16 protein-coding genes are annotated in these 26,089 nt (G+C 44.4%); 6 read left to right on the top strand and 10 right to left on the bottom strand.

What is annotated here, in order from left to right; genetic code table 11:
• Nucleotides 1-58: 58 nt before the first annotated feature.
• Nucleotides 59-3,289: a M12 family metallo-peptidase gene (locus QNI24_RS05540; RefSeq protein WP_267175469.1), complete on the bottom strand. Its 3,231-nt coding sequence runs from the start codon at nucleotides 3,287-3,289 to the stop codon at nucleotides 59-61.
• A gap of 130 nt (nucleotides 3,290-3,419) precedes the next feature.
• On the bottom strand, nucleotides 3,420-5,090 hold the full coding sequence (ettA, locus tag QNI24_RS05535) for an energy-dependent translational throttle protein EttA (RefSeq protein WP_267175470.1): 1,671 nt from the start codon (nucleotides 5,088-5,090) through the stop codon (nucleotides 3,420-3,422).
• A 97-nt stretch (nucleotides 5,091-5,187) separates the two neighbouring features.
• On the opposite strand from ettA, the gene QNI24_RS05530 reads away from it, so the two are divergent.
• A complete protein-coding gene (locus QNI24_RS05530; RefSeq protein ID WP_267175471.1) occupies nucleotides 5,188-7,092 on the top strand; it encodes a HEAT repeat domain-containing protein in 1,905 nt (634 codons plus the stop codon).
• A gap of 55 nt (nucleotides 7,093-7,147) precedes the next feature.
• On the opposite strand, the gene QNI24_RS05525 is transcribed toward QNI24_RS05530, so the two are convergent.
• A complete protein-coding gene (locus QNI24_RS05525; RefSeq protein ID WP_267175472.1) occupies nucleotides 7,148-7,762 on the bottom strand; it encodes a DUF502 domain-containing protein in 615 nt (204 codons plus the stop codon).
• A gap of 110 nt (nucleotides 7,763-7,872) precedes the next feature.
• Between QNI24_RS05525 and QNI24_RS05520 the strand changes: the two genes are divergently transcribed.
• The 4 genes from QNI24_RS05520 to QNI24_RS05505 all read left to right on the top strand — a co-directional run bounded on the left by QNI24_RS05520 (nucleotide 7,873) and on the right by QNI24_RS05505 (nucleotide 15,609).
• On the top strand, nucleotides 7,873-8,808 hold the full coding sequence (locus QNI24_RS05520; RefSeq protein ID WP_267175473.1) for an MBL fold metallo-hydrolase: 936 nt from the start codon (nucleotides 7,873-7,875) through the stop codon (nucleotides 8,806-8,808).
• A gap of 46 nt (nucleotides 8,809-8,854) precedes the next feature.
• On the top strand, nucleotides 8,855-11,197 hold the full coding sequence (locus tag QNI24_RS05515; protein ID WP_267175474.1) for a Tex family protein: 2,343 nt from the start codon (nucleotides 8,855-8,857) through the stop codon (nucleotides 11,195-11,197).
• A 99-nt stretch (nucleotides 11,198-11,296) separates the two neighbouring features.
• Nucleotides 11,297-12,709 (top strand): hypothetical protein, encoded by a 1,413-nt coding sequence (locus QNI24_RS05510; protein ID WP_267175475.1) that lies wholly within the window; start codon nucleotides 11,297-11,299, stop codon nucleotides 12,707-12,709.
• 317 nt (nucleotides 12,710-13,026) lie between these two features.
• On the top strand, nucleotides 13,027-15,609 hold the full coding sequence (locus QNI24_RS05505; protein ID WP_267175476.1) for a carboxypeptidase-like regulatory domain-containing protein: 2,583 nt from the start codon (nucleotides 13,027-13,029) through the stop codon (nucleotides 15,607-15,609).
• A gap of 61 nt (nucleotides 15,610-15,670) precedes the next feature.
• On the opposite strand, the gene QNI24_RS05500 is transcribed toward QNI24_RS05505, so the two are convergent.
• The 7 genes from QNI24_RS05500 to yihA form a co-directional block, all read right to left on the bottom strand.
• Nucleotides 15,671-17,272 (bottom strand): YncE family protein, encoded by a 1,602-nt coding sequence (locus tag QNI24_RS05500; protein WP_267175477.1) that lies wholly within the window; start codon nucleotides 17,270-17,272, stop codon nucleotides 15,671-15,673.
• A 108-nt stretch (nucleotides 17,273-17,380) separates the two neighbouring features.
• Entirely contained in the window at nucleotides 17,381-18,424 is a 1,044-nt protein-coding gene (locus QNI24_RS05495; RefSeq protein WP_283708569.1) for an ABC transporter ATP-binding protein, read from the bottom strand.
• The gene (locus QNI24_RS05490; protein WP_267175479.1) at nucleotides 18,399-20,036 is read right to left on the bottom strand and encodes an ABC transporter permease; all 1,638 of its coding nucleotides are present in this window, start codon (nucleotides 20,034-20,036) and stop codon (nucleotides 18,399-18,401) included. The genes QNI24_RS05495 and QNI24_RS05490 overlap by 26 nt, the downstream gene beginning before the upstream one ends.
• Before the next feature lie 52 nt (nucleotides 20,037-20,088).
• Nucleotides 20,089-21,123 carry a Fe(3+) ABC transporter substrate-binding protein gene (locus QNI24_RS05485; RefSeq protein ID WP_267175480.1) on the bottom strand — a complete coding sequence of 345 codons (1,035 nt, stop codon included), beginning with the start codon at nucleotides 21,121-21,123 and terminating at the stop codon, nucleotides 20,089-20,091.
• A gap of 121 nt (nucleotides 21,124-21,244) precedes the next feature.
• Nucleotides 21,245-23,446, bottom strand: a complete 2,202-nt coding sequence (gene uvrD, locus QNI24_RS05480; RefSeq protein ID WP_267175481.1) for a DNA helicase II — start codon at nucleotides 23,444-23,446, stop codon at nucleotides 21,245-21,247.
• Nucleotides 23,443-24,546 carry a hypothetical protein gene (locus QNI24_RS05475; RefSeq protein WP_267175482.1) on the bottom strand — a complete coding sequence of 368 codons (1,104 nt, stop codon included), beginning with the start codon at nucleotides 24,544-24,546 and terminating at the stop codon, nucleotides 23,443-23,445. The genes uvrD and QNI24_RS05475 overlap by 4 nt, the downstream gene beginning before the upstream one ends.
• 3 nt (nucleotides 24,547-24,549) lie before the next feature.
• Nucleotides 24,550-25,155 carry a ribosome biogenesis GTP-binding protein YihA/YsxC gene (yihA, locus tag QNI24_RS05470; protein WP_267175483.1) on the bottom strand — a complete coding sequence of 202 codons (606 nt, stop codon included), beginning with the start codon at nucleotides 25,153-25,155 and terminating at the stop codon, nucleotides 24,550-24,552.
• A gap of 284 nt (nucleotides 25,156-25,439) precedes the next feature.
• Here yihA and QNI24_RS05465 point away from each other — a divergent pair, with 284 nt between their 5' ends.
• Nucleotides 25,440-26,069, top strand: a complete 630-nt coding sequence (locus tag QNI24_RS05465; protein WP_267175484.1) for a c-type cytochrome — start codon at nucleotides 25,440-25,442, stop codon at nucleotides 26,067-26,069.
• Nucleotides 26,070-26,089: the final 20 nt, after the last annotated feature.

The following is a 26,089-nucleotide window of genomic DNA, read 5'->3' as shown; positions in this document are numbered from 1 at the left end:
GGAAAAAAACCAGCACCCGGGATACTCTTGGGTGCTGGCTGGTTAGGTGTTTTAGAATTTACCTCGGACGAGTGGGTGGACTGGAGATACGGATGATTTCAGTACCATCCAGTTGCCAATCTCCGGGAATGGGATCGGCCCACAGAAAATCACTGCTCCAACTCGAATCACCACCGTCTAAAATTAAAGTGGTGGTGCCTGAGGGCACACGAGTGGTCTCAATTGGGCCAGCACAGCTTGGGCACAATCCTTCGCTGAAGACCGTATCCATATTAAATACCAAGGGGCCGGTTCCACGAAATACATCACTGATGCTCCATCGTGGTTCGCCCGAATTATCATAGATAAAAGGGATGGCAAAGCTGACATCGCCGTTGGTACTGACCGCCACGCCCCAGCCCGGGGTGTCGGGTCGAGACCACATGCCGGTGTAATCAGCAATGTCTGGTTCACCGCTGGCTTGTAACCATGAGATGGGTTCGGTGCCATTGAGTTCGCCCAATTGCCATGTCAGTTGTGCTTCACGCTCATTGGCAAAAGTTAAATCCAACTGGCCAACCACCTCAAAACTGAATTCACCGTCACTGTCTAATCGGGTTTTGAGTAATTCAGCCGAATATTCAAAACCTTCCAACAGGCCAGCAGAGGTGTACCATATGGGTTGGCCTTGTTCATCGTAAGTGAACCAGAGAACTTGCAAGCGATTGTTAAAAATACCAATGTTGATGCCGCGGCCTGATGCATCGGGGTTGAACCAATTACCCGCATTGGGACGCATAACCTTATCGGCATCCTGATGAAAACGATCGGCCAGCTGTGGTACTAATACCATTTTATGGGGTTGGTCTAAGCCAAAACCGCTGACCAATTCACCAAGAAATTCTTCGGTATTTAAGTCAAATTGTAAGATGGCATTCTGATCAGCCACAGCAACCAGCAAGCGACCATCGTTGGTGATATCAATGCCAGTTGGGTTGGAATAGCCTAAGACCTCAAGGTCAGCAAAAATACCACCGAATGACTCTGTCATAAGATCAGTTATAACCACTTTGTTACGACTTTGGTCGGTATGCAACAAACGGCCATCGCTGGTTACAGCCATGGCGTATGGATCTGTAAACCACGTCAGCGAGCCAGCTCCTAAAACATCCATATCGCCTTCATCTGAATCTAAGTCAATCGATTGAATGTTGATATTTTGGCCCAGTGCATAAAGCCGATTTTCATAGATTTCAAGATCAATAAAATTGTTTTCAAAGTCTGTATCACCTGAATATAAAAATTGTTCAAAGCCACTGGCAATGGTAAGGTTTTCATAGGAATAATTTTTTAAAACACTCACATCCAATAGAGAAACAATGAATCCTTGGTTGCCATTGGCCTGAACGGAAGTTGGAAAACCTGATCCAATGCTTGGTTTTGAGTCACTAAAAGGCGGGAGTACCAGTTCTGGACTTGCGAATAAATTCATGTTGTCAATTGTTTTGATACTACTAGAATGGCTGAAAAAAACTACATTCTTTTGTTCATGAAAACTCAAATCTGACTGAAATGTGAATACACCCTCGCTGGGTAATACCTCGATGCCTTTGGCCAGGCCTGTTTGAGCATCAAAACGTAACATGCGGTTATTGCCGACACTGATGACCAATAAATCTTGTGCGTTATTATCAATGTCAATTACACCATCGTTGTCGTCATCTGAGTCTGAATTATTGCCGGTGCCATCCTGATCGGAGTCTGTATTTTCAAATACATCAAAAACAAAATCATCCGCTATGTCGCCCACGCCATCGCCATCGGTGTCCTTGACCTCATTTGGATTTTGCGGAAAGGCGTCATCAAAATCCAAGATGCCATCGTTGTCATCATCATTATCGCCGTTGTTGCCAATACCGTCGCCATCAAAATCAACTGATTCGGCATTATTATTTGGGAAGGCATCGCTGTTATTACCGACACCATCACCATCGCTATCGATAGTTTCCATGGCGTCATGAGGAAATTCATCGTCGCGGTCCAACACTCCGTCGTTATCTATATCAGTCAAAGTCACGGTGAAATCATCAGGTAAAGGGGCACTTGATATGCTGTCTCGGTATTCAGCAACTGGGCCTTTGAGTTGGTTGATGACATTGGCATTGTCAGCTTCGCCTGGGATGCCGCATGGCCCCCCGCCGCATTGGATGCTGGGATTTGAGAAATAATTCAGCTCTAGGAACCGATCTGGTGTACCGGTACCAAAAGATCCCATCACGGTACCATATTGTCCAAGTTTAGCAAAACCTTTGGCTTCTGCAGGGTAGCCAAATTCAGTTGGGTTCCAGTTGTGATGACCTGCGCTGAGATTATGTCCAATCTCATGCACCATCAATTGATCGGTACAAATGGACCAGCTACTCATGCCATCTGCCATGATATTGACTCCATAACTGTCGTCTAAACCATTGTTGTTACTGACTGGAAAAAAAGCAATGCCACAATTTCCACGATTTTCGATGTCATGGGTGCGTAAAAAAATGACTAAGTCAGCGCCAGTATTTTCCCGCAACTGAGGAACATTTTCGAAGCCTAAAGAACCAACACCTAAATCCAATGATTGTTGAATAAAGTTTCTTGCATTGATGTTGGCATCATTAAAATCATAACCCACTTGTTCCAACCCAACTTGTCTGATGGCTAAATCAATTTCAGAATTGGCGTAAGTTTGATTGGATAAGTTAAAGTACTGATCGACACGAGTTTGCAGTAACTCCCCTGGATAACGATCAGCGATGGCTTGGTCATAAATCATCAATACATCAATGATGGTGCCTGCCGCTTTATTGGTGTTTTTGTTCAGTGCGCTGAGGTCAAGTGGCATGGATTTGGGCTGATTGCCATGGTCGGTGCCACAATCGTTATAGCTCACTCCAGATTTGGGTAATTCAACAGCCCAGATGCCTGTCTTATCAGTGGTCAAAATGTAGTGTTTGTTGTTTAAATGCATTTGACCAAACAAGCTGTTTTTGCCCTTGGTGGCGGCAATGTGACCAGCTTCGAACTGATGATGGATGTAACTGTTGTTTTGTTGAGTGCTTTTTGATTGCGGCGGTAATTCAACGCGAATGCCATCAACCAAAAATTCTAACTGGTTGGATTTATTCATGCTTAAATCAATCAGGTGGTAGGCACTCTGATCCAAGCCGGCATATGCAGCTGGAGTTTTTGCAGCTTGAATTTGGCAAGTCAACAATAGGCTGAAAAAAATGAGGGTCCATTTGATGTTGGTTATTTTTGGATTTTTCATGGGTTTTTTATGCTATTGAATCGTATTCATCATAACTAATTTCACCTACTTAGTTAAGTGAAAGCAGGGAGGTTTGTGTATTTTCTGACAAAAAAACAGGGTTTGAAACACTTCAAACCCTGCTATACGTTTATTTCTTTAATGGGCGGTACTTGATGCGTTCAGGTTGTAATTCTTTACCAAAGCGGCGTTTGTAGTCTTGCTCATATTCGGTGTAGTTGCCTTCGAAAAACTCCACATGTGAATTGTTTTCATAGGCTAATATGTGTGTGGCAATCCGATCAAGAAACCACCTGTCATGCGAAATCACCATGACGCTACCAGCAAAATTCAACAGCGCTTCTTCCAAAGCACGCAAAGTCTCCACATCTAAATCATTGGTGGGTTCATCCAACAACAGCACATTACCGCCTTGTTTCAATACCTTGGCTAATTGCAAGCGGTTACGTTCACCACCGGATAAGTTTTTGACTTGTTTTTGTTGATCAGCGCCTTTGAAATTAAATCGACTCAACCAGGCCCTGGCGGGTACTTGGTAATTGCCAATTTTGATGATTTCCTCGCCATCGGCGACTTCTTCAAACAACGGTCGGTCATGACCTAAGTCCTCACGACTCTGAGAAACATAAGCCAGTTCCACTGTTGGTCCAATGGTGACGTTACCTTCATCGGGTTGCTCGGTGCCGGCAATCATGTTGAACAACGTGGTTTTACCCGCGCCGTTGGGGCCAATGATACCGACAATGGCGCCTTGTGGTACTTTGAATGACAAATCATCAATCAAGTATTTGTCGCCGAAGGCTTTCGATATGTGGTCAAATTCAATCACTGAATCACCCAATCTTGGTCCAGGTGGGATGTAAATCTGGGCAGTTTCGTTGCGTTTTTGGAATTCTTTTGATTGCAGCTCTTCGAATTGTTTCAAGCGTGCTTTGGATTTGGTGCGTTTGCCTTTGGCGTTTGAGCGCACCCACTCCAGCTCTTGCTTGATGGTTTTCATGTGGGCTTGTTCTTGTTTTGACTCCTGTTCTAAGCGCTTTTCTTTCTGTTCCAGCCAAGAAGAATAATTACCTTTCCAGGGTATGCCATGACCACGATCCAATTCCAAAATCCATTCAGCAGCGTTGTCCAAGAAATAACGATCGTGCGTGACTGCCACGATGGTGCCGGTGAAATCATGCAAGTAACGTTCCAGCCAAGCCACCGTCTCTGCATCCAGATGGTTGGTCGGTTCGTCAAGCAGCAGCATGTCAGGTGATGACAGCAGTAACTGACATAAAGCAACACGACGCTTCTCACCGCCAGAGAGGTTTTTGACCTCGGCATCCCAAGGTGGCAAGCGCAAAGCATCAGCCGCCATGTTCATGCTTCGATCTAAATCCCAGCCATTGGCCGCATCAATCTTTTCCTGTAACTCTGCTTGTTTCGATAACAGGTCGTTCATCTCATCATCGCTCATTGGCTCAGCGAATTTTAAGTTGATTTCATCGAAAGCAGTGAGCAGGTCTTTGACATCGCCCATGCCCGCTTCAACGTTTTCTCTGACTGTTTTGTCGTCTTCTAATTGTGGTTCTTGTGGCAAGTAGCCAATTTTTATACCGGGCTGGGGCCTGGCTTCACCCGAATACTCTGTATCAATCCCAGCCATGATGCGCAAAACGGTGGACTTACCGGCGCCGTTCAAACCCAAAACACCAATTTTAGCGCCGGGAAAGAATGATAAAGAGATGTCCTTGATGATTTCTCGATTGGGCGGTACTGTCTTACTGACGCCCATCATGGTGTAAATGTATTCAGCCATTATTAAACCAGTAAAATTAAAAAAGTCATGATACTAAAAGAGATTGATGCAGTCCATATGAAAAGTCAGCCTGATGAAACCTGTTACAATTGGTGTGATGAAAAATAATAATTATTGGGTGTTTTTGTGGCTGTGTTTAATCTTGTGTTCATGGCCTATTTTTGCGGGTAGATACATTTCAATGCATGATGCCATTAAGATGTCGACTTTGATAGTTTTGGCTGAAGTGATAGAGGACGAAAACAATACACTACATATCAAAGTTAAAAAAATACTGAAAGGCAATGATTTAACTACAGGCCAGGTGGTTTCAATCACTCATCCACCAATGGTGTTCTCCGGATCTTATCTGGAATTGGGAAAAAACATTGTGGTGTTATTTGATGAAGGCTGGCAAGAAGTGGGTCGACGTTGGCCTGTTTTTAGATCGTATTCAGGTGAAGAGGCTGATCAAGTTGTATCACTCCTGAAATATGCGTTGATTAAGAATGAAAGAAAAAGGCTAAAAAAACTGATTGGGGCTTATGGTAAGGATAATTACACCATGAGTCAGTTATTATTGGACGAAATCAGTTCAATGCAAAATCCCCAAAACTTTGATTTATTTAACAGTGCATTCCTTAAAATTTCTGAGCCCACTGACTCAGAAGAACTTCTTGAAATAATGGCTGAAACCAGGGATTTGAGAAGCATTCCAATATTGATTGCTGCGCTGTCGTCGTCGCATTCTGATGTCAGATCAACCGCCGCTCATGAGTTGAGGTATGCTTTCGCAGGAGCAGCTGGTGTTGATGAGGCTTTTGAGCGTCATTTTGATGACCCTGATGTGCAATATCATGCCAAAGCCTATCTAAAAAAGAGGTATCAACACCCTAAGTACCGAGACGAACCTAACAGCAAGACCCCTTGGTTACAGTTCATAACATACCGAGATATGGGCAAAATATCTGAAGCTCTAGAGGTCTGTGTAGCTATCTTGAAATCTCATGAATGGAATTCATACACATCACCTATTTGTGCAGAGTTTACAGTCAAATTTTCAGAAGGTCAGTACGATGAAATAGTAATTAATCATTTTTTTAATACACTGCCCCCCTTGAATGAATTGACTACTCATGGCGTTAGGCGTTTGGCACAAATAGCATGGCAAGTTGAGACAAAAAATAAAACCATGCTGCCGCTGTTATTAGATTTACTGGCTTATAAAGATTATAACGTATTAATTTTTGCTTTAGCCACCATGAGTATTAATCAGTTGGATGCTGAAAGTAAGAAAGTAGCGGTTGAAAAAATATTCTCACTGGTCGATTCAACTGACTCCCTGAGCAGTATTAAACTGGCTTTGGGTATAGGCTTGCTTGGAGATAAAGAGCAACTAAAAAAAATCAAGCGCATGATTTATGAAAAAACTTACATGAGGTTTGCCATAGCTGATGAGTATGCGGATATTAAACAAGCTGCTGACCCAGCAACATGGCTTATCACTGAGTTGAGGAAAACTCATGTTGACAGTAAATACATTGAGTGGCTCATTATCCACTTGGATGTATTGAACGATGAACGCACTGAATTGGTTATGTATGAATTGTTACAGAAATATTCGCATTACGACTTACAAACGGCCATCCATGATGTTCTCAGCCAGCACTCAAATCTTAACTTGAAGATATTAGTAGAAACTTTGGAATCGGCTCAAATGCACGCTAAAACGACCCTTACCCGTCTGCTCATTCAGCATGGAGGGCAAAATAGTTTGGATCATATTCGTGCAATCATACGTGGCGATTTGAATGGTGATGTTTCACAAGCGCTCTCGGCAATCGGTCGAATGGGGGAGCTCGAAGACATCAAGTTATTGCAGCCATACTGTAATCATTGGCCAAAATCAGGTCAAAGGTACAATTGGCAGTATTGTGATGCTTTAGATTCAGTTCGTCGGGTCAACAACTATGACTTGAGTGGCCCGATTGTCAAAACAGCGAAGATGACACCTTTCGACTAACTCCAGTCGATCGTCAAAAACCACATCAATAAACAATCTGAGGTCTTTATTCTTATCAAACCTGATGTACTGAGCTTTGAGACTCTTTTGATACCCCGGCAGTCAGTGCAAACCGCATGGCTTCCTCAAATGACCAATCAACGGCTTTTACTTTATCCCGTTTAACTAAAATGGTGTAACCGCCAACCATGTAACTCATGGGCAAATAAACCGCCACCAATTCTTTATCACCGGTCTTTGAGCTGATGGCTGTTGGTAATTGCACGTTAGTGATCATGCCCACCAAATAACCCAGACCTGAAGCTTGCATGTTCACCAGTACCACTTGTTGGTCTTTGTTTTGGTTGTTATCAAACATACCCGCCAAGTCTTTGACTGCACTGTAGACAGTTTTCACCAGTGGAAACTTCATCAGGTTTTTTTCTACTTTATCGAAAATCCATTTGATGAAATTGAACTGAAATAATAATCCGACCACCAATAAAATGATGATGACTATCACCAAACCACTGCCTGGGAATAATAATGAGTCCAGCATCAATGGTTCCAATGCCTTGCGCCCCAAAGAATCGATCCATGTAACCAGGCTCCATATCACCCAGATGGTGACCAGCACGGGAAACACCACCAGTGAACCTTTCAGTAATGGTTTGAGAAACATTTTTTTCATGTCGATTGACTCCATTCTAAAGCGAATATCATGACACAAAGTGGCATTATTATCTAACCCCAATGGTCATGATATGATGGTCAATCAATGATTGTATGGACGGTGTATTTATGAGTTTGAAAACAGTCTGTTTTGCTTTGTTCTTGGTTTTTCACTCTTGTTGGGTCAGCGGTCAGGCTCAGGATGGTGTTAGTTTATTGGTGTTGGGTGTGGCACAAGATGCAGGCTACCCACAGTTGAACTGTTACAAACCACATTGTCAGGCTGGTTGGGATGATGCCAACAAACGCAAATTTGCCACTTCATTGGCACTGATAGACATGCAGTCAAAACAAAAATTCCTGTTTGAAGCCACCCCTGATATTCGTCAACAAATGTACCAATTGCATCAACAAGCACCGGATGGTATATTCGAATTCGCTGGGGTGTTTTTGACCCACGGCCACATGGGGCATTACACTGGACTGATGCACATGGGTCGTGAAGCAGCAGGTACCCAAAATGTACCTGTTTATGTGATGCCAAGGTTCAAAAACTATTTAGAGATGAATGGACCGTGGAGCCAATTGGTCAGTTTGAACAACATCAAACTCATGCCCCTGAAAAACAAACAGCCAGTCAAAATATCAGCCCAACTATCAATCACTCCATTTACAGTACCGCACCGCGATGAATTCACTGAAACCGTTGGCTATCAAATCAAAGGCCCTAACAAAACCGCCTTGTTTATTCCCGATATTGATAAATGGCAGAAGTGGGAGGAGGACATCATTGAGGCCATTGGCAAAGTAGATTTTGCCCTGTTGGATGCGACATTCTTCGCCAACGGTGAAATTCCCAACCGTGACATGACAGAAATACCGCATCCTTTTGTTGAGGAAAGTATGGCGCTGTTTAAAGACTTACCAACAGATGAAAAAAACAAAATCACCTTCATCCATTTTAATCACAGCAACCCATTGATTGATCAAGCAAGCTCAGCAGCAGGAACTGTTTCAAAAAATGGTTTTAGGGTGGCTTACCGCGGAATGCAATTAGACTTGTAAATGAGCCAGTAGCACATGCTAAAATGCGTCGCTTTTTTATCAATCAATGAGTCTATCAGTGGTCAACTCAAAACACGTTCAAATCATAGCGGCTGAAATCAACGCTCAAACCAAGCAAATCCAAAGTGCCATCGAATTATTAGATGGTGGTGACACCGTACCTTTTATTGCACGTTACCGAAAAGAAGTCACGGGTGGCTTGGATGACACCCAGCTGCGTCAATTGGAAGAGCGTTTGGGGTATTTACGTGAGTTGGACGATCGCCGTGAAACCATCATCAAGGCGATTGAAGAACAAGGGAAGTTAACTGATGCGTTGCAGCAGTCAATCATGGCAGCAGATACCAAGACCCGTTTGGAAGACTTGTACTTGCCATATAAAAAGAAGCGCCAAACCAAAGCACAAAAAGCCCGACTGGCAGGGCTGGAACCTTTGTTGGCAGCGATCATTGCGCAACCTGAGGCCGATGAATCGGTGTTGGCAGAACAGTATATAAATACCGAAAATGAAGATGAAACATTACAGGTGAAGGATGCTGCTGCAGCTTTGGATGGTGCGCGACAAATCGCCCTCGAAGACCTGTCTGAGGATGCCGACTTGATTCAGGAGTTACGCGAATGGTTGTGGCGTGATGGCGTGGTGATTGCCAAAGTCATGAGCGGTCAAGAGAATGAGCCCAAAGCGGCACGTTTTAAAGATTATTTTGAGTTTTCTGAAGCCATCAACAAGATCCCATCACACCGCATGTTGGCTTTGTTGAGGGGGCGCAACGAAGGTGTTTTGAGTATCAACATCGATCACCGCGATGTGTTGAGTGATGACTTGTTGATCCATCCAGCCATGGGTCGGTTAGTGCATCATACTGGCTGGGACATCGAACAATCACAATGGCTACATCGCACCACAGAATTGGCCTGGAAAGCCAAGTTGCAGCTGAAACTTAACCTACAGCTGTTATCGCACCTGCGGGAACAGTCTGATGAGGCAGCCATTCAAATTTTTAACCGCAACCTGAAAGATTTGTTATTAGCGGCGCCAGCCGGTGGAAAGGTGACTTTGGGCTTGGATCCTGGCTTCAGAACGGGCGTTAAAACCGTGGTCGTTGATGGCAACGGCAAATTATTAGAAAGTGCTGTGATATTTCCACACGCACCACAAAAACAGTGGGAGCAAGCGAAGCAAGTCTTGGTAACACTGTGCCAAAAACATGCGGTGAAATTAATCGCCATAGGCAATGGCACCGCTTCAAGAGAAACAGACCAATTGGCCGCTGAAATCATTAAGCAGAACAAAGACATCAAAGCGCAAAAAATCATGGTCTCAGAGGCAGGTGCCTCGGTTTACTCCGCCTCAGCAATGGCAGCCAAAGAGTTTCCAGACCTGGATGTGTCCTACCGTGGTGCCGTATCAATTGCCAGGCGCTTGCAAGATCCCTTGGCAGAATTGGTGAAGATCGATCCGAAAGCCATTGGTGTTGGTCAGTATCAGCATGATGTCAACCAGGCACAATTAAGCAAAGCGTTGGGAGATTGTGTCGAGGACTGTGTGAATAAAGTCGGTGTCGATGTCAACACGGCCTCAGCACCATTGCTCAAGTATGTGGCTGGTGTGTCAGAATCTGTGGCCCAAGAAATCGTTAAATACCGCGATGCCAACGGCAGCTTTAACAACCGCAAGCAATTGCTTAAAGTCAGTCGTTTGGGTGAAAAAATGTTTGAACAATGTGCAGGATTTTTACGCATACGTGGTGGTGACCAACCGTTGGACCAATCGGCGGTACATCCAGAAGCTTATCCATTGGTCGAAAATATGTTGGCGCACATGAACAATCAAATTGAACAGGTCATTGGCCAAACTGGTGCCCTAAGCCAGCTTAACCCCAATGATTTTGCCAACGATCAGTATGGTGTTGCTACCATCAAGGATGTCATTGAAGAATTGAAAAAGCCAGGCAGGGATCCGCGTGGTGAGTTCAAAACAGCCACTTTCGATGATCAAGTGCACGAAATCAAAGATTTGGCAGTAGGCATGAGATTAGAAGGTGTCGTCACCAATGTCACAGCATTCGGTGCTTTCGTTGATATTGGGGTGCATCAAGATGGTCTGGTACACATTTCTGAATTGGCTGACCAATATGTCAAAGACCCCGCTGATGTGGTCAAAGCTGGGCAAGTCATCAAAGTTCGCGTGCTTGAGGTTGATGTGCAGCGAAAAAGAATATCACTGAGTGCCAAGTCACCGGATGGTAAACAGAGCAAGCCATCCGCTACAAATAAGCCACATAAAAACCACAATAAAAAGCCCACGCAACACAGCCGCAATAAACCAGCACCTCAAGGTGCTTTTGCTGGGGCGCTGGCAGATGCTTTTAAGAAAGCCAAGAAATAGAGGTACAAATTCTCAATTGACCGCTGCTATTGATTTGCTTATGGTTAGGATTGGCTTTTGCTACAGTTTTTTTGATAAGTCATTTAATAAGGAGTATTTATGAGGTTATTTAAAGTTATTGCACAGTTGTTGTTGCTGAGTTTTTACACTCAAGTTCAAGCAGTGCATGTTTCTTATAAGGGTGCAGGAGAAGTTTTGATTTTCCCTTATTACACAGTTAACAATGAGTTGAATACTTTGTACTCAATTGTCAATACATCTGCTGATGCAAAAGCCATAAAGATTAATTTTTATGAAAGTCATAACGCTCGGGATGTGTTGTCATTCAATGTCTATTTGAGCGCTTTTGATGTTTGGACTGGGGCATTAGCGCCAATGAGTTCAACGGTTGCTGGATTCAACGGCGAGGACAGTGTGTGGCACTATACTGGTGACCAATCATGTGCACCTTACTTGCTGAGATCCGGGCAGGAGTTTTTGCCAAACGACTTTGTTGCAGACAACAACAATGAACTGTCGCGATTAAGGAGTGGTTTTTTTGTCGCAATCGAGATGGGTGTGTTAAGTGGTTTTGCGGAGGATTATGTCTCTCACGATAACAGTGGTATACCTTTCAACTGCACCGCTTTGGAGCAGGCATGGTCGGTTGATGCGGGAGACCCATGGAGTTTAAACACCACTGTTTTTCAGCCATCGGGTGGCTTGATAGGCAGTGCTCAAATCGTTGATGTGGCTGAAGGTGTCTCTTTCTCATATGATGCAACAGCCTTATCAAACTTTTCAGGTGATGAAATTTTCCATACCTCACCACATGACAACACACCTGATCTGAGCTATGCAATCAAAACCTCAGAGGTGTTACTGCCTGATGGTGATTTGGCTGAATCAACATGGGAGCACGGCTTTCAAGCGGTTTCCGCTGTATTGATGCAAAGTGAAATATACAATGACTATGCCTTAGATGGTTTTATCAATGGAAAAACTGAATGGGTGGTTACCATGCCAACCAAGTTTTTTCACACCAATCTGAACCAAGCAGACACCGAACCTTTCAGTTCACAGTGGAACGGGTCCACCTCTTGTGATTCGTTTAAAATAGACTTTTATGACAGAGAGCAACAGTTTGAGTTCCCAATCACAGGAATTCCAAGGCCGCCGACTATTGATTTGCCGCCAAACTTATGCTGGGCCAGTAATGTACTACGAATTCTTTTGCCTGCAGCAGATGTTGCAGTGTCGGGAATTTTGGGTGGAGAGACAATGGAAACACTCAGAGCACCTGCGGTTGCTGTTGCTACGGAATCTGGCTGGGCAAAAATAAAATTTGTGAATGAAAGTAACATGAACAGTAATGATTATCGGTTATTGGCAGTATCTGGTCCTTCTTACAAGGGGCTGCCAGTTACTGGATTTGCGGTACAAAAATTTACCAATGCAGGTGCGCGGCAGGGTTTGTTGGCGCAGTATGGCAGTCTTTTTATGCACAAGGGGCTGATAGAAGTTGAGGATTAAGCTGATTCATGGTTAATAGTGAATGTGCTTAAGCCTTGCTTTAATGTGCTTGGTTGGGGGCTGGTTAGTTTTGTCTAAGGCATGTCTCCGCCATGCAAAACCATTTTCTTCATTTTCCGCTAAACCCCAATCGCTGACTCATCAGCTCGGCAAATACCCAAGGATGTTCAAAGCTGAACCTGCAGCATCGGTTTTTTGCGAAAAAAGTCACAGTTTGCTTGATTAAGCAAAATATTTTTAAAAAATTTTAGTGTTGGCCTGATTTGGGGAGTATGATTCTTGCTGATTTATTTATATTACCAATCAGGGGAGACAACATGAAGAAATTTTTGCTATGCCTGACCTTAGTCAGTTCGGCGGTGTGTGCTGAGCGAGATGCGCGTTTGGATTTTGGTGCTGAAGTGTACCAAGAACTGCAGGCAGAAGGTCACATCACTCAGTTACAACTCAATCAGAAGCTGACTTACATTAAAAACATGCAAGTTCGTGAACAGATGGCATTGAGTCAAGAAGCACGTTCTAATGAGCTAAAAAGTGGTCCTGCTGGTACCGCTTCAATTTCTGGCAACATCAGTTTATCTGGTATCGGTCAGTTGGATGTTGGTGTGAGCTTGTGGGATTACCAAACCAGGAATAATGTAGGGTTTGTCTTTACCGATGCGGCTGGTGATTATACCTTCACTGGTTTGGCTGCTGGTGATTATTATGTCACCGTGTCAGATTATTATGATCAATACATCAATGTCATATGGTCAGCATTTGGTACCGAAGATTGCATCAGTTTCTGTCAACCAGACGGTGACAATGAAATAAATTTGGCGGCAGCCACTAATTTTGTCAATGTTGATTTGACTTTGACTGTAGGTGCCACCCTCTCTGGTAATGTGGCCGATGGTCTGAATCCGGTGGAAGGTACATATGTTTTGGTCAGAGATACCGACTATAATTATTCCGTAGGAGTACCCACCGATGCTTCAGGTAATTACACCGCCAATGGTTTGCCAGCAGGTGAATATTATGTTTTGGCTCAAGATGCCACAGACATTTACATTGACGCCATATGGTCCAACAGCGGAACAGAGGAATGCTTTAACTGCATACCTGATGTCGATAACGTCAATGTCTTGATGCCTGCTCAAAACTTAGGTGGAATCAATTTGACCCTCACCGTGGGAGCCACATTAAGTGGACAAATAGTTGATGCTGTTACCAATGCTGCCGTAGAGACACTGCGAGTAAACCTATACGACCCAGCAAATATCAACTTCAATGGTAATGTTTTCACTCAATTCGACGGCGCTGGAAATTACACCGTAACCGGCATTCCACAAGGCAGTTACAAGGTTTATTTAGATCCTGATTTTATCGAAGAAAACAGCTATATCCCAGAAATTTATAACGACATACAGTGTAATTTATGTTCTGTGGCCTTATTCAATGGCGCTGGTGCCGATGTGGTTTTAACCAACGGCGCAACGACTGCGGGCATTGATTTTCAACTTGATACAGGTGCCAGTATTTCAGGTGCTATTTTAGATGCAGGTAGTTTACCAAACACCCTCAGTGAGCGGGCATTGGTATACATTTTTGATGCATCCAATCGAGTGGTAGCAATCCGTTTCTTACTGGGTACTAATTATGACCCTACTTTCAACGGTTCCTACAGAATAGGTGGTTTACTGCCCGGTACTTATTTTGCTCAGGGTGGTGATTTGGGTACAGAGTTTTTCCAGCGAGAACTTTACAATAACATTCGCTGTCCATGGAGCGGCTGTGACCGCGGTGCTGGCGGCACGCCAATCAATTTAGGGCCGAATGAAAACAGGCTTTCAATAGACTTCCTGCTGGAACGTGGTGGCAAGATCAGTGGCACCGTCACAGATGCTGCCAGCGGTAACCCAATTGATACCTCCACTGAAACACATTACGTCCAATTTTATGATTCATCGGGCGCCGTGGCTGGTGGTGCGGCCATCAGACCTGACGGAACATACGTCTCACAACGAGCCTTACCACCGGGTACATACTCGGTCAGAACGGGCAGCATGTTCAATGGTGCCTTCATCGCGCCGTATGTGATGCAGAAATATGACCCAATGGGTAACATCGACTGTCCCGGTCTGACTTGTGATCTGACCTCTGGTAATGTCACTGTCACTGCCAACAATACCGAAACAGGCATAGATTTTGCTTTATCATCAGGTGAAAGTTTCAGCGGCACCATCACAGAGGTTGGTTCGGCGACAGTAATCCCTGATGTACATGTGTTGGTTTATGACAACAACGGTAACTTTGCCAACTGGGCGACTACAGATGCGGCCGGTAATTTTACTGTGGATGGACTTCCTGCCGGCACTTATTATGCCTTAACCAATAACGGTTCAAATCTGCCTTTCCTTGGTATCAGGGCTGCTGAAGTGGGTACTTGGGTTGATGTGTTATTTGATGGTTTGGCTTGTCCGGGATCAATTTGTGATGTGACCACAGGCACGCCAATTGTGTTGGGTGGTGCGCCGTTCACTCAAGCCGGCGTCCAAACCATTGAGTTCAATTTGGAAACAGGTGGCACCATCACTGGCCAAGTTAATACCTTTGGTAGTGACTTACCAGCCAGCTTTGCAGCAGTTAATGTGTTTGATTCTCAAGGCCAATTTTTTGGTAGTTACCAAGCTGACGAAAATGGTTTCTACCTCACGGCCGGCTTGCCTGATGGCACTTACTATTTGACCACCCAAAGTAATGGTGGCTTGGTTGATGTGAGCTACGGTAACCAATACTGTTTTGATGGTGCTTGTGATCCACTTCAATCAACACCTGTGGTCATCAGTAATGGACAGTCGCTGGTCGAGGTAGACTTTGAATTGCGATCTGATTATGTATTCAAGAACAGTTTAGAGTAAGACCATACACCAGGAAAAAAATGAAAAAGGGTCAGCGTTTTGCGACCCTTTTTTTTACTTATCAGGATTCAGTCCAAACTTCATCAACATCTACCAATGGCCATTGGTTGCTGATATCGCCCGTTTTCATGTCGTAGGTTTGAATGTCTTCGGTGGTTTTTATGATGAAGTAATCAGCTTCCATATCAAAGCCAATGATGTCCTCATATTCAATTTCTTTTTCAAGCGTGAAATTTTGGTCATTAATTTGATTGATGTGTTTGGTGCTGAATACCCACAATGGCGCATCGGTTGCATTGCCATGATGAACCAAGAATGTCAGGTTACCTGTGGCAATGGCTTTGCGATCGGATAAATCATGCGCATTGAAGTGGGTCACATCATTGGTTTTAGTGTTTATGACATAGAGCTTATCTTGGTCGTGGTTCAGGGTGAAGCCGGTGTTTGAGTATCGCGCAAAATAAATGCCATAACCATAATTTAAACCAACCCCTGCCAACGCCACTGAAGCCATGAACTGGCCAAATTTGACCCCAGGTCTACCCGTGCCTGATCGTTCAATCAACTCACCACTTTCAACATCAATCACAGCCACTTCAGATCCTGTGCCCTCTTTTAAGTAGAGCAATTTGCCACTGTCATTATAGCCATACATGATTGAGTCAAATGGTAGTTTGGTGACACTGTATACGGCTGGATTTTGTAATTGAACAGTGGCAATTTGGCCTTTGCCTTTTATCAGTGCTTGATTGAATTCTTCGTTAATGAACATTTTTTCAGGCCGCATTTTCATCTCATAAGTGCCAATGATTTCAGTTTGACTGCCGGTGACGCGACTCAAAAAAGTCTGCTTGCCGTCTTCTGAAGTGGTAACAACCATCAATTGACCACTGTCTTCTCCTACCGCAAAAACGGGTTCCGTTTTACCTTTGGCTGTGAAGTTGGTTTTTTCTTTTGTCACTAAGTTCAACGCTTGAATCCAATAGGATTTTTTTGGTGGTTTACCAGTGTATTTAGTTAAGTATAAATGGTCGTTGTTGATGGTGGCATATGCTCTGAACTTGCCCAAATTGCTGGTCATGACCACATTGAATTGGTCTAAACTGATGACAGTTAATTCATCTTTAGAGATATTGTTCACCAGCAGGTAGTTACCATCTGATGACAATTCAACGGTGTTTCTGTGCTTGCTGATTGGGATTTGTTTTGCAATGGAGCCTGATGTCACGTCAATGATGGTTATATTTTGCTCTTTTTTATAGCCAGTGTGGAGAATCAAAAATTGATTGTCAGCAGTCAAGTGCTTGAATTCTTGCATGCCAACATTGGGTACCAAATAACTGTTGATGGCATCTATTTTGACGCTTTTGATGTCATCCAAATCGGTTTTATTAACAATTTCTAATTGGCCGGTTTTTTTGTCTTCTTTACCATAAAAAAACATGTAATCGCTGAGTGGAAGGTTCAATTTCTCAGTGGCAAAACGATTGGTTGAGCGTAACTTAATTTTAGTCATAACTTCGCCGCTTTGGCTGTCTAGTTCGACCAATTCATTGTGGTATGTTTTTTTGTCTTTTTCATGATTCAAGGCAAAAAACCGGGTTGCCTCTGCAGTGCCAGTGATAACAAAAATAGATAAAAGAAGGATGTGTTTGAGTTTCATTGTATGCTCCATGTTTTTGGGGTTATTCCTTTGAAATGAGACTGATATTATCGGTATTCATGCAACTATTTCAACAAAATAATTAAAGTGTGGATGTATTTTAGGTGCTTAAAAGCCCCGAAAATTTGATTCGTGTTCAATTTTCAGATGAACTTGGCTGCCTGATTCAACGGGCGATGGATGAAATAGTTGAATGCTGTCTTTGTTGTTCAATACAGCTGTTAATACGTATTGTCCGCCTTGGTATACCGATTGGATGATGGTGGCATTGGGTGTGCCGGCTGGATGAATATGAATTTGTCTTTTTTGTACACCGATTTGAGCACAATCTTGTGTCTTAAAATCAGCTTGGTTATTTAAAACAAAACAACCCAGTGGCGTCTCAATTGAACCATCTTGCTTGATGTCGCCACTGATTAGATTCGCATGGTTAAGAAAACTGATGACATCGGGATGTGCAGGTTGGTCATAAAGTTCTTGAGGTTTCGCCCACTGTAACAGTTTTCCACCTAAAATCACTCCCATTTGGTCGGCCACAGCAAAGGCTTCATCCAGCGAGTGGGTGACCCACAAAGCAGTTGATTGATCGGCTTGGAGCATGCTTTTGACTTCATGCACCAACTCGCTTTGTAAACCAGTCTCGACACTTGAGAAAGGCTCATCCAATAAAATCAAGTTGGGTTTGGGGGCCATGGCCCGTGCCAAAGCTACACGCTGCTTCTGGCCGCCTGATAATTGATGTGGGTAGCGCGACTTAAAGGCTTGTAAGCGGCACAACTGCAATAGTTCATCGACCCTATGTTGCTGTTCAGATTGGCTCAGCTGGTGCAAGCCAAAAGCAATGTTTTGAGTGACACTTAAATGTGGAAACAAAGCCAAATCTTGAAACAGCATACCCACTTGTCGGTTTTGTGGCGCAATCGAGTGACTGTTATTGGCCACTAGTTTTGCAGCAATTCTGATTTCGCCGTTTTGGGGCTGTTCAAAACCTGCAATCAAGCGCAGCAGGGTGCTTTTGCCACAACCACTGGGGCCTAACAAACAGGCAATTTGTCCAGTTTCAATGTTCAAACTGATGTCATCCAGTACACTTTGGTGACCGTATGAGAAGGCTACTGAATTGAGGTTAAGCATGGTTGTCATGGGCAGCATTGATTCTTTGGTTCAACAATAACACAGGTATCAGTCCAACAGCAACGATACTCAGTGCGGGTATGGCAGCATCAGCCAGGCGTTCATCTGAGGCCAGTTCATAGGCCTTAACCGCCAAGGTATTAAAATTAAATGGTCGCAACACCAATGTGGCTGGTAACTCTTTCAATAAATCCACAAAAACCAATAACATTGCAGTCCATACACTGCTCTTTAACAGCGGCATGTGAATCTGTCTGAATGTTTGTGAGCTGTTTTTGCCAGTGAGCAAACTGGCTTCATCTAAATGTGGTCTGATACTCTGGTAAGCAGCATCAATGGGCTGAATGGCAACGGCTAAAAAGCGCATCACGTAGGCCGTTATCAATGCCAAGAAACCACCACTGAAAAAGAGCACTGGTGAGGCATTTGAGAACATTGACCTGATCGAGTTAAAGCCTTGATCCAGCCAGCCAAAAGCAATGGTCACACCCACCGCAATGACCAAGCCCGGGATGGCATAACCAAGACTCATGGCTTGGATTACTGCGCGATGGGAAGTACCGTGGTGAATTCTTTTCACATACATCAATACCAATGCCGCGCCGACTGTAATCAGCGCTGTGATTCCTGCCAGCCATAAAGTGTCGATGGTCACCGAGAGGAAATCATGGTACCAACTGGCAATTTGTGACTTGAATGCCATAACAACCAATAACGTGGCAGGCAAGACAAAACCGAGTACAACCACCAACATACACCAGCAACTGGCCAGCCACTTTTTGCAGCTTGAATTGATTGATCTCAGTTGTGTGGTGCCAGTGTTGTTGGCGGTATCGTATTTGGCCTGTCCGCGCCAAACTTTTTCTAACAGCATCACCAGGATGACCATGGTCAACAACAACATCGCAATTTGCGCCGCTCCTGAAAGTGACCCCAAACCAAACCATGTCTTGAGGATGCCGGTGGTCAATGTGTTGACGCCAAAATACTGAACTGTGCCGTAATCAGCCAATGTTTCCATCATGACCAATGCCAGGCCGCCGAATATAGCCGGTCTGGCCAATGGCAATGCCACCCGATAAAAAAAGCTGGTGGTGCTACCACCACTCAGTTGATGGACTTCAGACAGGGTTTTCGTTTGTTTTTGAAAGGCCGCTCTGGCCAACAGATAAACGTATGGATACAGCACCAAGGTCAAAACCACCACAGCCCCTGAAAATGATCGGATATTGGGAAAGTAATAGTCACTGAATGACCAGTCAAAATGACTGCGCAATGCAGTCTGTATAGGACCGGCCACATCCAACCACCAAGTGTAAGCGTAAGCAACAATATAGGCAGGCATCGCCATAGGTAGGATCAACAACCACTGAAAATAAGTCCGACCTGGGAAATCATGACTGGCAACCAGCCATGCGGTACTCACACCAATCAGTAAAGTACCCAGTGCAACCCAAGCCAATAACAACAATGATTGGGACAGGTAAGTGGGCAGGACTGTGGTTGTGAGGTGCTGCCAAATAGCCGCTTCAGAAACAAAAAGCTGCAACAGCAAAGCCATGAATGGCAGGCAAAAAAACAGGGCAATCAGCCACACCATTTTGTCAGCAGTGAAGAGTGGTTTTTTCAAGTTACTGTTTTGTCAGGAGTGATAACAATCAGGCCACATGGGCCATCATCAATCAAGGCCAGCCTGCACGATCCATGATTTTAACTGCTTCACTGTTTAATTCACCGAGTTTTGCTAAATTCAATGCATCTTTTTTGAATTGACCCCATTCAACCAACAAAGGATGGGCTTCAATGTTGTCCTTAACTGGATATTCGCCATTGACGTTGGCATACCAGCTTTGGGTTTCGTCCTGAGCCAGGAATTCCAACAACTGCTGTGCATGGTCTTTGTTTTTGGCGGCTTGAGTCACGGCGATGCCTGATACATTGACGTGAGTCCCACGGTCATTCTGGTTGGGCCAGAACACGCCTATTTGTTCAGCGGCGGCCACTTGTTCAGGATCATCAGATTGCAGCATGCCAAACAAGTAATAAGTATTGGCTATGGCCACATCGCATTGACCAGCAGCGATTGCTTTGATTTGGTCGCGATCTCCACCCACTGGTTTGCGCGCGAAATTTTTAACCAAGCCTTTGGCCCAGGACTCCACCGCTGCAGTGCCCATGCTGGCAACCATTGATGCCACCAATGACTGGTTATAAATGTTACCTGATGAACGGATACAAACCTTACCCAACCACTTATCTGTAGTCAATGAGGCATAGCTTTCTAATTCGCTGGGGTTAACTCGGTCCTTGGCGTACATGATAGGGCGAGCACGCAAGGACAAACCAAACCAGTGGTTTTCAGGGTCACGAAAAGCTGCTGGTATGGCATTTTGTAAGGATGGGCTGTCAATGGCTTGAGTCAAACCGAAAGACTTGGCACGATACAAACGACCGGCATCGACAGTAATGAGCACATCTGCCGGTGAGGCAGCACCTTCTGCTTTCAAACGTTCAATCAAGGCATCGTCTTTGCCGGTCACTAAATTCACTTTGATGCCGGTGGCCGCGGTGAATTTATCTAAAGCTGGCTTGATCAAAGCTTCTTTGCGTGAAGAGTATACGTTGACCTCTGGATCAGCGACTTGGGCACAACCAGTCAAGATCAGGCCAGCAGCCACAATAAATAATACCGATTTAAACAGGCGAAGTGATTGCATGAGGATATTGATTATAATAAAAGCGACCATTTTAATTGATAATGATTCTTGTTTGCAATGGTGTTGGGCTAAATAATACTAAGCAAAACGTTTCACTGCTGAATTGAAGGAATCATTGAAATTAAATCACTTCCAACTTAGCAAACTTCACCGCCAACACTTTCGGTCCAAAATCATTGAACTGCACCAATACTTGCAGGTAGTCGCCTTTGCCACTCATGTCGGTGATCACACCTTCGCCGAAGCTTTTGTGCTTGACGGTTTGACCCAGCTGGTAGGGTGAATCGTTGGCGCTTTGGGTTTGGGACTGATATGGGGTGTTGATCCCGGGACTGCTGCTGTAGGTGGTTGGGTGAATGTTGCCGCGCATTTGTTTGACCAAGTCTTTGGGTATTTCACGCAGGAATTGTGAGGGTTGGCAAGCGTTGATTTTGCCGCGCATGCGCCTTGATGTGGCATAGCTGAGGAACAGTTTTTGTTCGGCCCGAGTGATGCCAACATAGGCCAAGCGGCGTTCTTCTTGTAGTTTGTTGTGGTCTTCCATTGAATTCTGATGGGGAAACAAACCTTGCTCCATACCAACAATAAATACCACCGGAAACTCAAGACCTTTGGCTGAGTGTAAAGTCATTAATTGAACATGTGGCTCGTTGACTTTGGTGGTATCTCCAGCATCCAAGCTGACTTGGGCCAAAAAGGCGGCCAAGGGCGTTAATCCCAAGGCCAAGTCTTCATCGGTGACCTCGAACATTTCTGCAGCATTGATCAGTTCGTCTAAGTTTTCCAGACGTGTTTGGGCTTTTTCCGGTGGTTCTTTGAGGTAGTGGTCTTTCAGTGCCGTGCGCTCAATGATGTCACTGAATAAATTAGCCAGGTTTTGCTCGTTATCTTCACCAGTAAAACTGTTGTCTTCCAGTTCATCAATCAGGTTGTTGAACGCTGCCAGCGAGGTTGCTGCTCGGTTGCTGAGTTTACCAGCTTCCAGTAGTTTTTTACCCGATTGCCACAGACTACTTTGTTCCATTTGTGCGTAGTTGCGAATCAAGTTGATGGTTTTTAAACCCATGCCGCGGGTCGGGGTGTTGATGACCCGTTCGAAACCGATGTCATCATGGCGGTTATTGACCAAACGGGCATAGGCCAGCACGTCTTTGATCTCCAATCGTTCAAAGAAGCGCAAGCCACCGTATATCTGATAAGGGATGCTGCGCTTGAGTAGTGCTTCCTCCAGCAAGCGTGATTGGGCGTTGGAACGATACAAGATGGCGATGTCATCGGCACGGGTGGCCTCAGCCAATAACCCTTCAATGGTTTCGCCGACAAAAAAAGCCTCATCAAATTCCGAATGCGAGCCATAAACGGCCACCAAGTCACCTTTTTCTTGCGCTGACCAAAGGTTTTTACCCAAGCGTTTTTTGTTATTGGCAATCACACCATTGGCCGCATCCAGGATATTTTGCGTAGAGCGGTAATTCTGTTCCAGTTTATACATGGCGGTGTTGGCGTATAAGTTTTGGAAGTCCAGTATGTGATCTACTTTGGCACCACGCCAAGCATAAATAGACTGATCATCATCACCCACCACCAGTACTTTGTTGTTTTTACCGGCCAACAATTGAATGAATGCAGATTGAATGGCATTGGTATCTTGGAACTCGTCAACTAATATGTGTGAAAAGCGCTGGCGGTATTTACTCAAAACCTCATCATTATTCAATAACAGCTCATGGGCTCGAAGCAGCATCTCAGAAAAGTCCACCAAGCCAGCACGTTGACAGTGGTCATCATAATGGCCAAAAACTTTGATCAGTGTTTGGTTGTTGAAATCACCATAATCATCAACTTCATGGGCCCGCAAGCCATCATTTTTCTTGTCATTAATAAATGCTTGAACTGTTCTCGGTGGCCACTGTTTTTCATCCAACTCTAAATCAGCCAGACAGCGACGAATCAAGCGGTACTGATCATCAGAATCGAGGATTTGAAAGTTTTTCGGTAAACCGGCTGCTTCGGTATTGATTTGTAGCAGTTTCAAAGCAATGCCATGGAAGGTGCCAATCCACATGTCACGAATTTCACGTTTCAACATAAAGGCGATGCGGTTGCGCATTTCTGCCGCAGCTTTGTTGGTGAAGGTTACCGCCAGGATGCTGTAAGGTGAAACAAACTCTGCTGAAATCAACCAAGCAATGCGATGCACCAAGACCCGTGTTTTACCGCTGCCAGCACCGGCCAAAACCAGCGCATGTTGGGCGTCGGTGGTAACTGCCTCAGCCTGGTTTTCATTGAGGTTTTTTAATATGTCATCGGTGTTAAGTGTCATGTCAGCCAATCCGAATTGGTGATAAATTCAACCGTGTTTTTTTGGTATTCGTTACCGCGCTTGCTTGCAATTTCTTGTTCAATTGCTGCCAGCCCTTGTGGCGTGATGGGGTAATAAATCAAACATTGGTTATCGTCCAATGGCAAGCTGACAGCCACCACTCCTGCTTGAGGATCCTCAAAATAAATGACTTGGTTGGGCATCTCAGGCGTGGCTTCAATCGGATGTTGCCAGAAAGTTTGTTTGATGCGCTGTTTTTCGAAACTGCCAAGGCACACTTTATCACCATCAATCGGCCAGTTTTCGGCTTTGAATGCTTTGATCTCAAGGCCATGGACTGCAAAAGCACCCAAGGACAAGCGTTGGGCCATCAGCCAGTTGATGTAGTCAGTTGTGCTACTGGCTGCGAAGTACTGTTTGAATTGTGCCCATGAAAAATAGGGCGTGAACAACAGGTGGTCAACTAAATAAAAGTGATTGTGGGTCTGTGTAACCAGTGCTTTTTTGGGTGCATCATTGACCAAAGCTGCCTCTATCAGTTCCCATAAATGGCTCAAACCTAGTTGCTCAAAATGATTGTGCATCATCGCTATCAAGTCCAAATATGTCATGTAGTTGGCATGGTTGATGGTGCTGTCTATCAGGCCATTGAGCAGCTCATAGGTGGGTGGTGGTAGCATGCCTTTGTGCATCAGATCACCCTCAAAACGGGTGGCCAAATCAGCATCGTTGGTGAACAAACAAAATGGCAAGTGTATCAAGTTTTGTTGGCTTGGGTTCGGTTGTAAGCCGGCTGGCATCAATCCGTCATTGGCACCGATTGAGAGTACCTGGTCGGTATTTAATTGGCCTTGAAAAGCGGCTGAGGCATACTGCTCTGTGGCGTTTTGAATGGGAAATTTGGGTTGTAATAATTGTTCAGTGGCATAAGTTGCACCACACACCACCAATGCTGATTGGCTGCTGATTTGCAGCACAGCGTTGAGGTCTTTTGCCACCAGTGCTGTGATCTCGCTGGCAGTTTGTTTATCAAAAATGGGTTGGACAGGCGATTGGCATTCCAGTGTAATCATGCCATCGCATTGGTATTTATATTCCATGAATCAGTTGTTTTCCTCTGTGAACCAAGGGGTCAAAATTTGTGAAAGTTCAGTACGGCCGGTTTTGCGTAATGCGGAAAAAACTTGGCAAGTGGTTGACTCACTGAAACGGGCAATTTCTCTGGTGACTTTCATCAGTGTCTTTTTAATTTCACTGTTGTTGAGTTTATCTGCTTTGTTCAATAGAACATGTGAATGTAAGCCAGAATTATGGGCCCATGAAATCATCTGTTCATCAAACTCTTTCATTGGATGGCGAATGTCCATGATGATAACCACGCCAATAAGGCAGTCGCGATTAATCAGGTAATTTTCAATTTCTTTGTCCCAATGTTTGCGCATCTTCAGTGGCACTTTGGCGTAGCCATAGCCGGGCAAGTCAACCAAGCGCATGTTTGGCTTGAACTCGAAACAGTTGAACAACTGCGTCCGACCTGGTGTTTTCGATACTTTGGCCAAACCACGGTGGTTGGTCAATGCATTGATGGTGGTTGATTTACCCGAGTTGGATCGACCGGCAAATGCAATTTCCATGCCTTCATCATCCGGTAATTGGTTGATTTTATAAGCACTGGTGAGGTACTTACAATCTGAAAACAAATTAGACATAAAACAGTTGTTTCAAAAAACGTCTATTTTAAATGAGATACAGTCAATATGATATGGTTTGCTGGGTGAAGTGAAATAAAACGAGCGGGTCTTGACCTGTTTGAGGGTGCAGCCTGGTAGCATTGTCTTGTTAACTAGACTTTCCATGAAAAATTGTAGGTGATAAAAGTTTACTAATGATTGGAATTATTAAAAGCTTTGATCAGTTGAAAAATTCAAGCCAGACAAGGCATTTCCTTGTATAATAGCGCGTTTTTAAAGATACAGAACCACCAGGGGTTTATATGCTACATATCACTAAAAAATTATTGTTTTCAGCTTTGATATTGATCAGTGCTAACGTTTTTGCCGCAGGCGATGCCGAGAAAGGTCAGTCCCTGTCGGTCACATGTGCTGCATGTCATGGCACAGACGGCAACAGCGTCAATCCAGTTTGGCCCAGTATTGCAGGCCAACACGAATCATACTTGGTGCGTCACTTAACTTTCTTTCGCGATGGTTTGCGTGAAAACGCGATGATGGCCCCTATGGCTGCCGGCTTGTCAGATCAAGACATCTTAGATTTATCAGCCTATTACAGCGAACAAAAAATGACCCTCAAAGCCGCCAACCCAGAGCTGGTTGAATTGGGCAGAAAAATATACCAAGGTGGTGATAAAGAACGCAATATTCCGGCTTGTATGTCTTGTCACGGTCCCACTGGACACGGTATCCCACTCACTGGTTACCCATCATTGGCAAACCAGCATGCGGCCTACACAGCATTGCAACTGCGTGCATACAAAGCAGGTCAGGAAATGGGCGGAGCTGATGATGTCAATGGCAAGGTGATGGCGGGCGTTGCACGTTATATGACCGAAGATGAAATTGATGCCGTTTCCAGTTATATCCAAGGATTGAAAGCATCAGAATAAATACAGTAATTAAACTGAAA

This window comes from Marinicella marina, assembly GCF_030065545.1.
Classification (GTDB): Bacteria; Pseudomonadota; Gammaproteobacteria; order Xanthomonadales; family Marinicellaceae; genus Marinicella; species Marinicella marina.
This window is presented reverse-complemented; position numbering and strand designations above follow the sequence as displayed.

Coding starts and splice junctions, on each gene's coding strand:
- QNI24_RS05540 (WP_267175469.1), bottom strand. CDS start 3,289: ATGAAAAATCCAAAAATAACCAACATCAAATGGACCCTCATTTTTTTC.
- ettA (WP_267175470.1), bottom strand. CDS start 5,090: ATGGCTGAATACATTTACACCATGATGGGCGTCAGTAAGACAGTACCG.
- QNI24_RS05530 (WP_267175471.1), top strand. CDS start 5,188: ATGAAAAATAATAATTATTGGGTGTTTTTGTGGCTGTGTTTAATCTTG.
- QNI24_RS05525 (WP_267175472.1), bottom strand. CDS start 7,762: ATGAAAAAAATGTTTCTCAAACCATTACTGAAAGGTTCACTGGTGGTG.
- QNI24_RS05520 (WP_267175473.1), top strand. CDS start 7,873: ATGAGTTTGAAAACAGTCTGTTTTGCTTTGTTCTTGGTTTTTCACTCT.
- QNI24_RS05515 (WP_267175474.1), top strand. CDS start 8,855: ATGAGTCTATCAGTGGTCAACTCAAAACACGTTCAAATCATAGCGGCT.
- QNI24_RS05510 (WP_267175475.1), top strand. CDS start 11,297: ATGAGGTTATTTAAAGTTATTGCACAGTTGTTGTTGCTGAGTTTTTAC.
- QNI24_RS05505 (WP_267175476.1), top strand. CDS start 13,027: ATGAAGAAATTTTTGCTATGCCTGACCTTAGTCAGTTCGGCGGTGTGT.
- QNI24_RS05500 (WP_267175477.1), bottom strand. CDS start 17,272: ATGAAACTCAAACACATCCTTCTTTTATCTATTTTTGTTATCACTGGC.
- QNI24_RS05495 (WP_283708569.1), bottom strand. CDS start 18,424: ATGCTGCCCATGACAACCATGCTTAACCTCAATTCAGTAGCCTTCTCA.
- QNI24_RS05485 (WP_267175480.1), bottom strand. CDS start 21,123: ATGCAATCACTTCGCCTGTTTAAATCGGTATTATTTATTGTGGCTGCT.
- uvrD (WP_267175481.1), bottom strand. CDS start 23,446: ATGACACTTAACACCGATGACATATTAAAAAACCTCAATGAAAACCAG.
- QNI24_RS05475 (WP_267175482.1), bottom strand. CDS start 24,546: ATGGAATATAAATACCAATGCGATGGCATGATTACACTGGAATGCCAA.
- yihA (WP_267175483.1), bottom strand. CDS start 25,155: ATGTCTAATTTGTTTTCAGATTGTAAGTACCTCACCAGTGCTTATAAA.
- QNI24_RS05465 (WP_267175484.1), top strand. CDS start 25,440: ATGCTACATATCACTAAAAAATTATTGTTTTCAGCTTTGATATTGATC.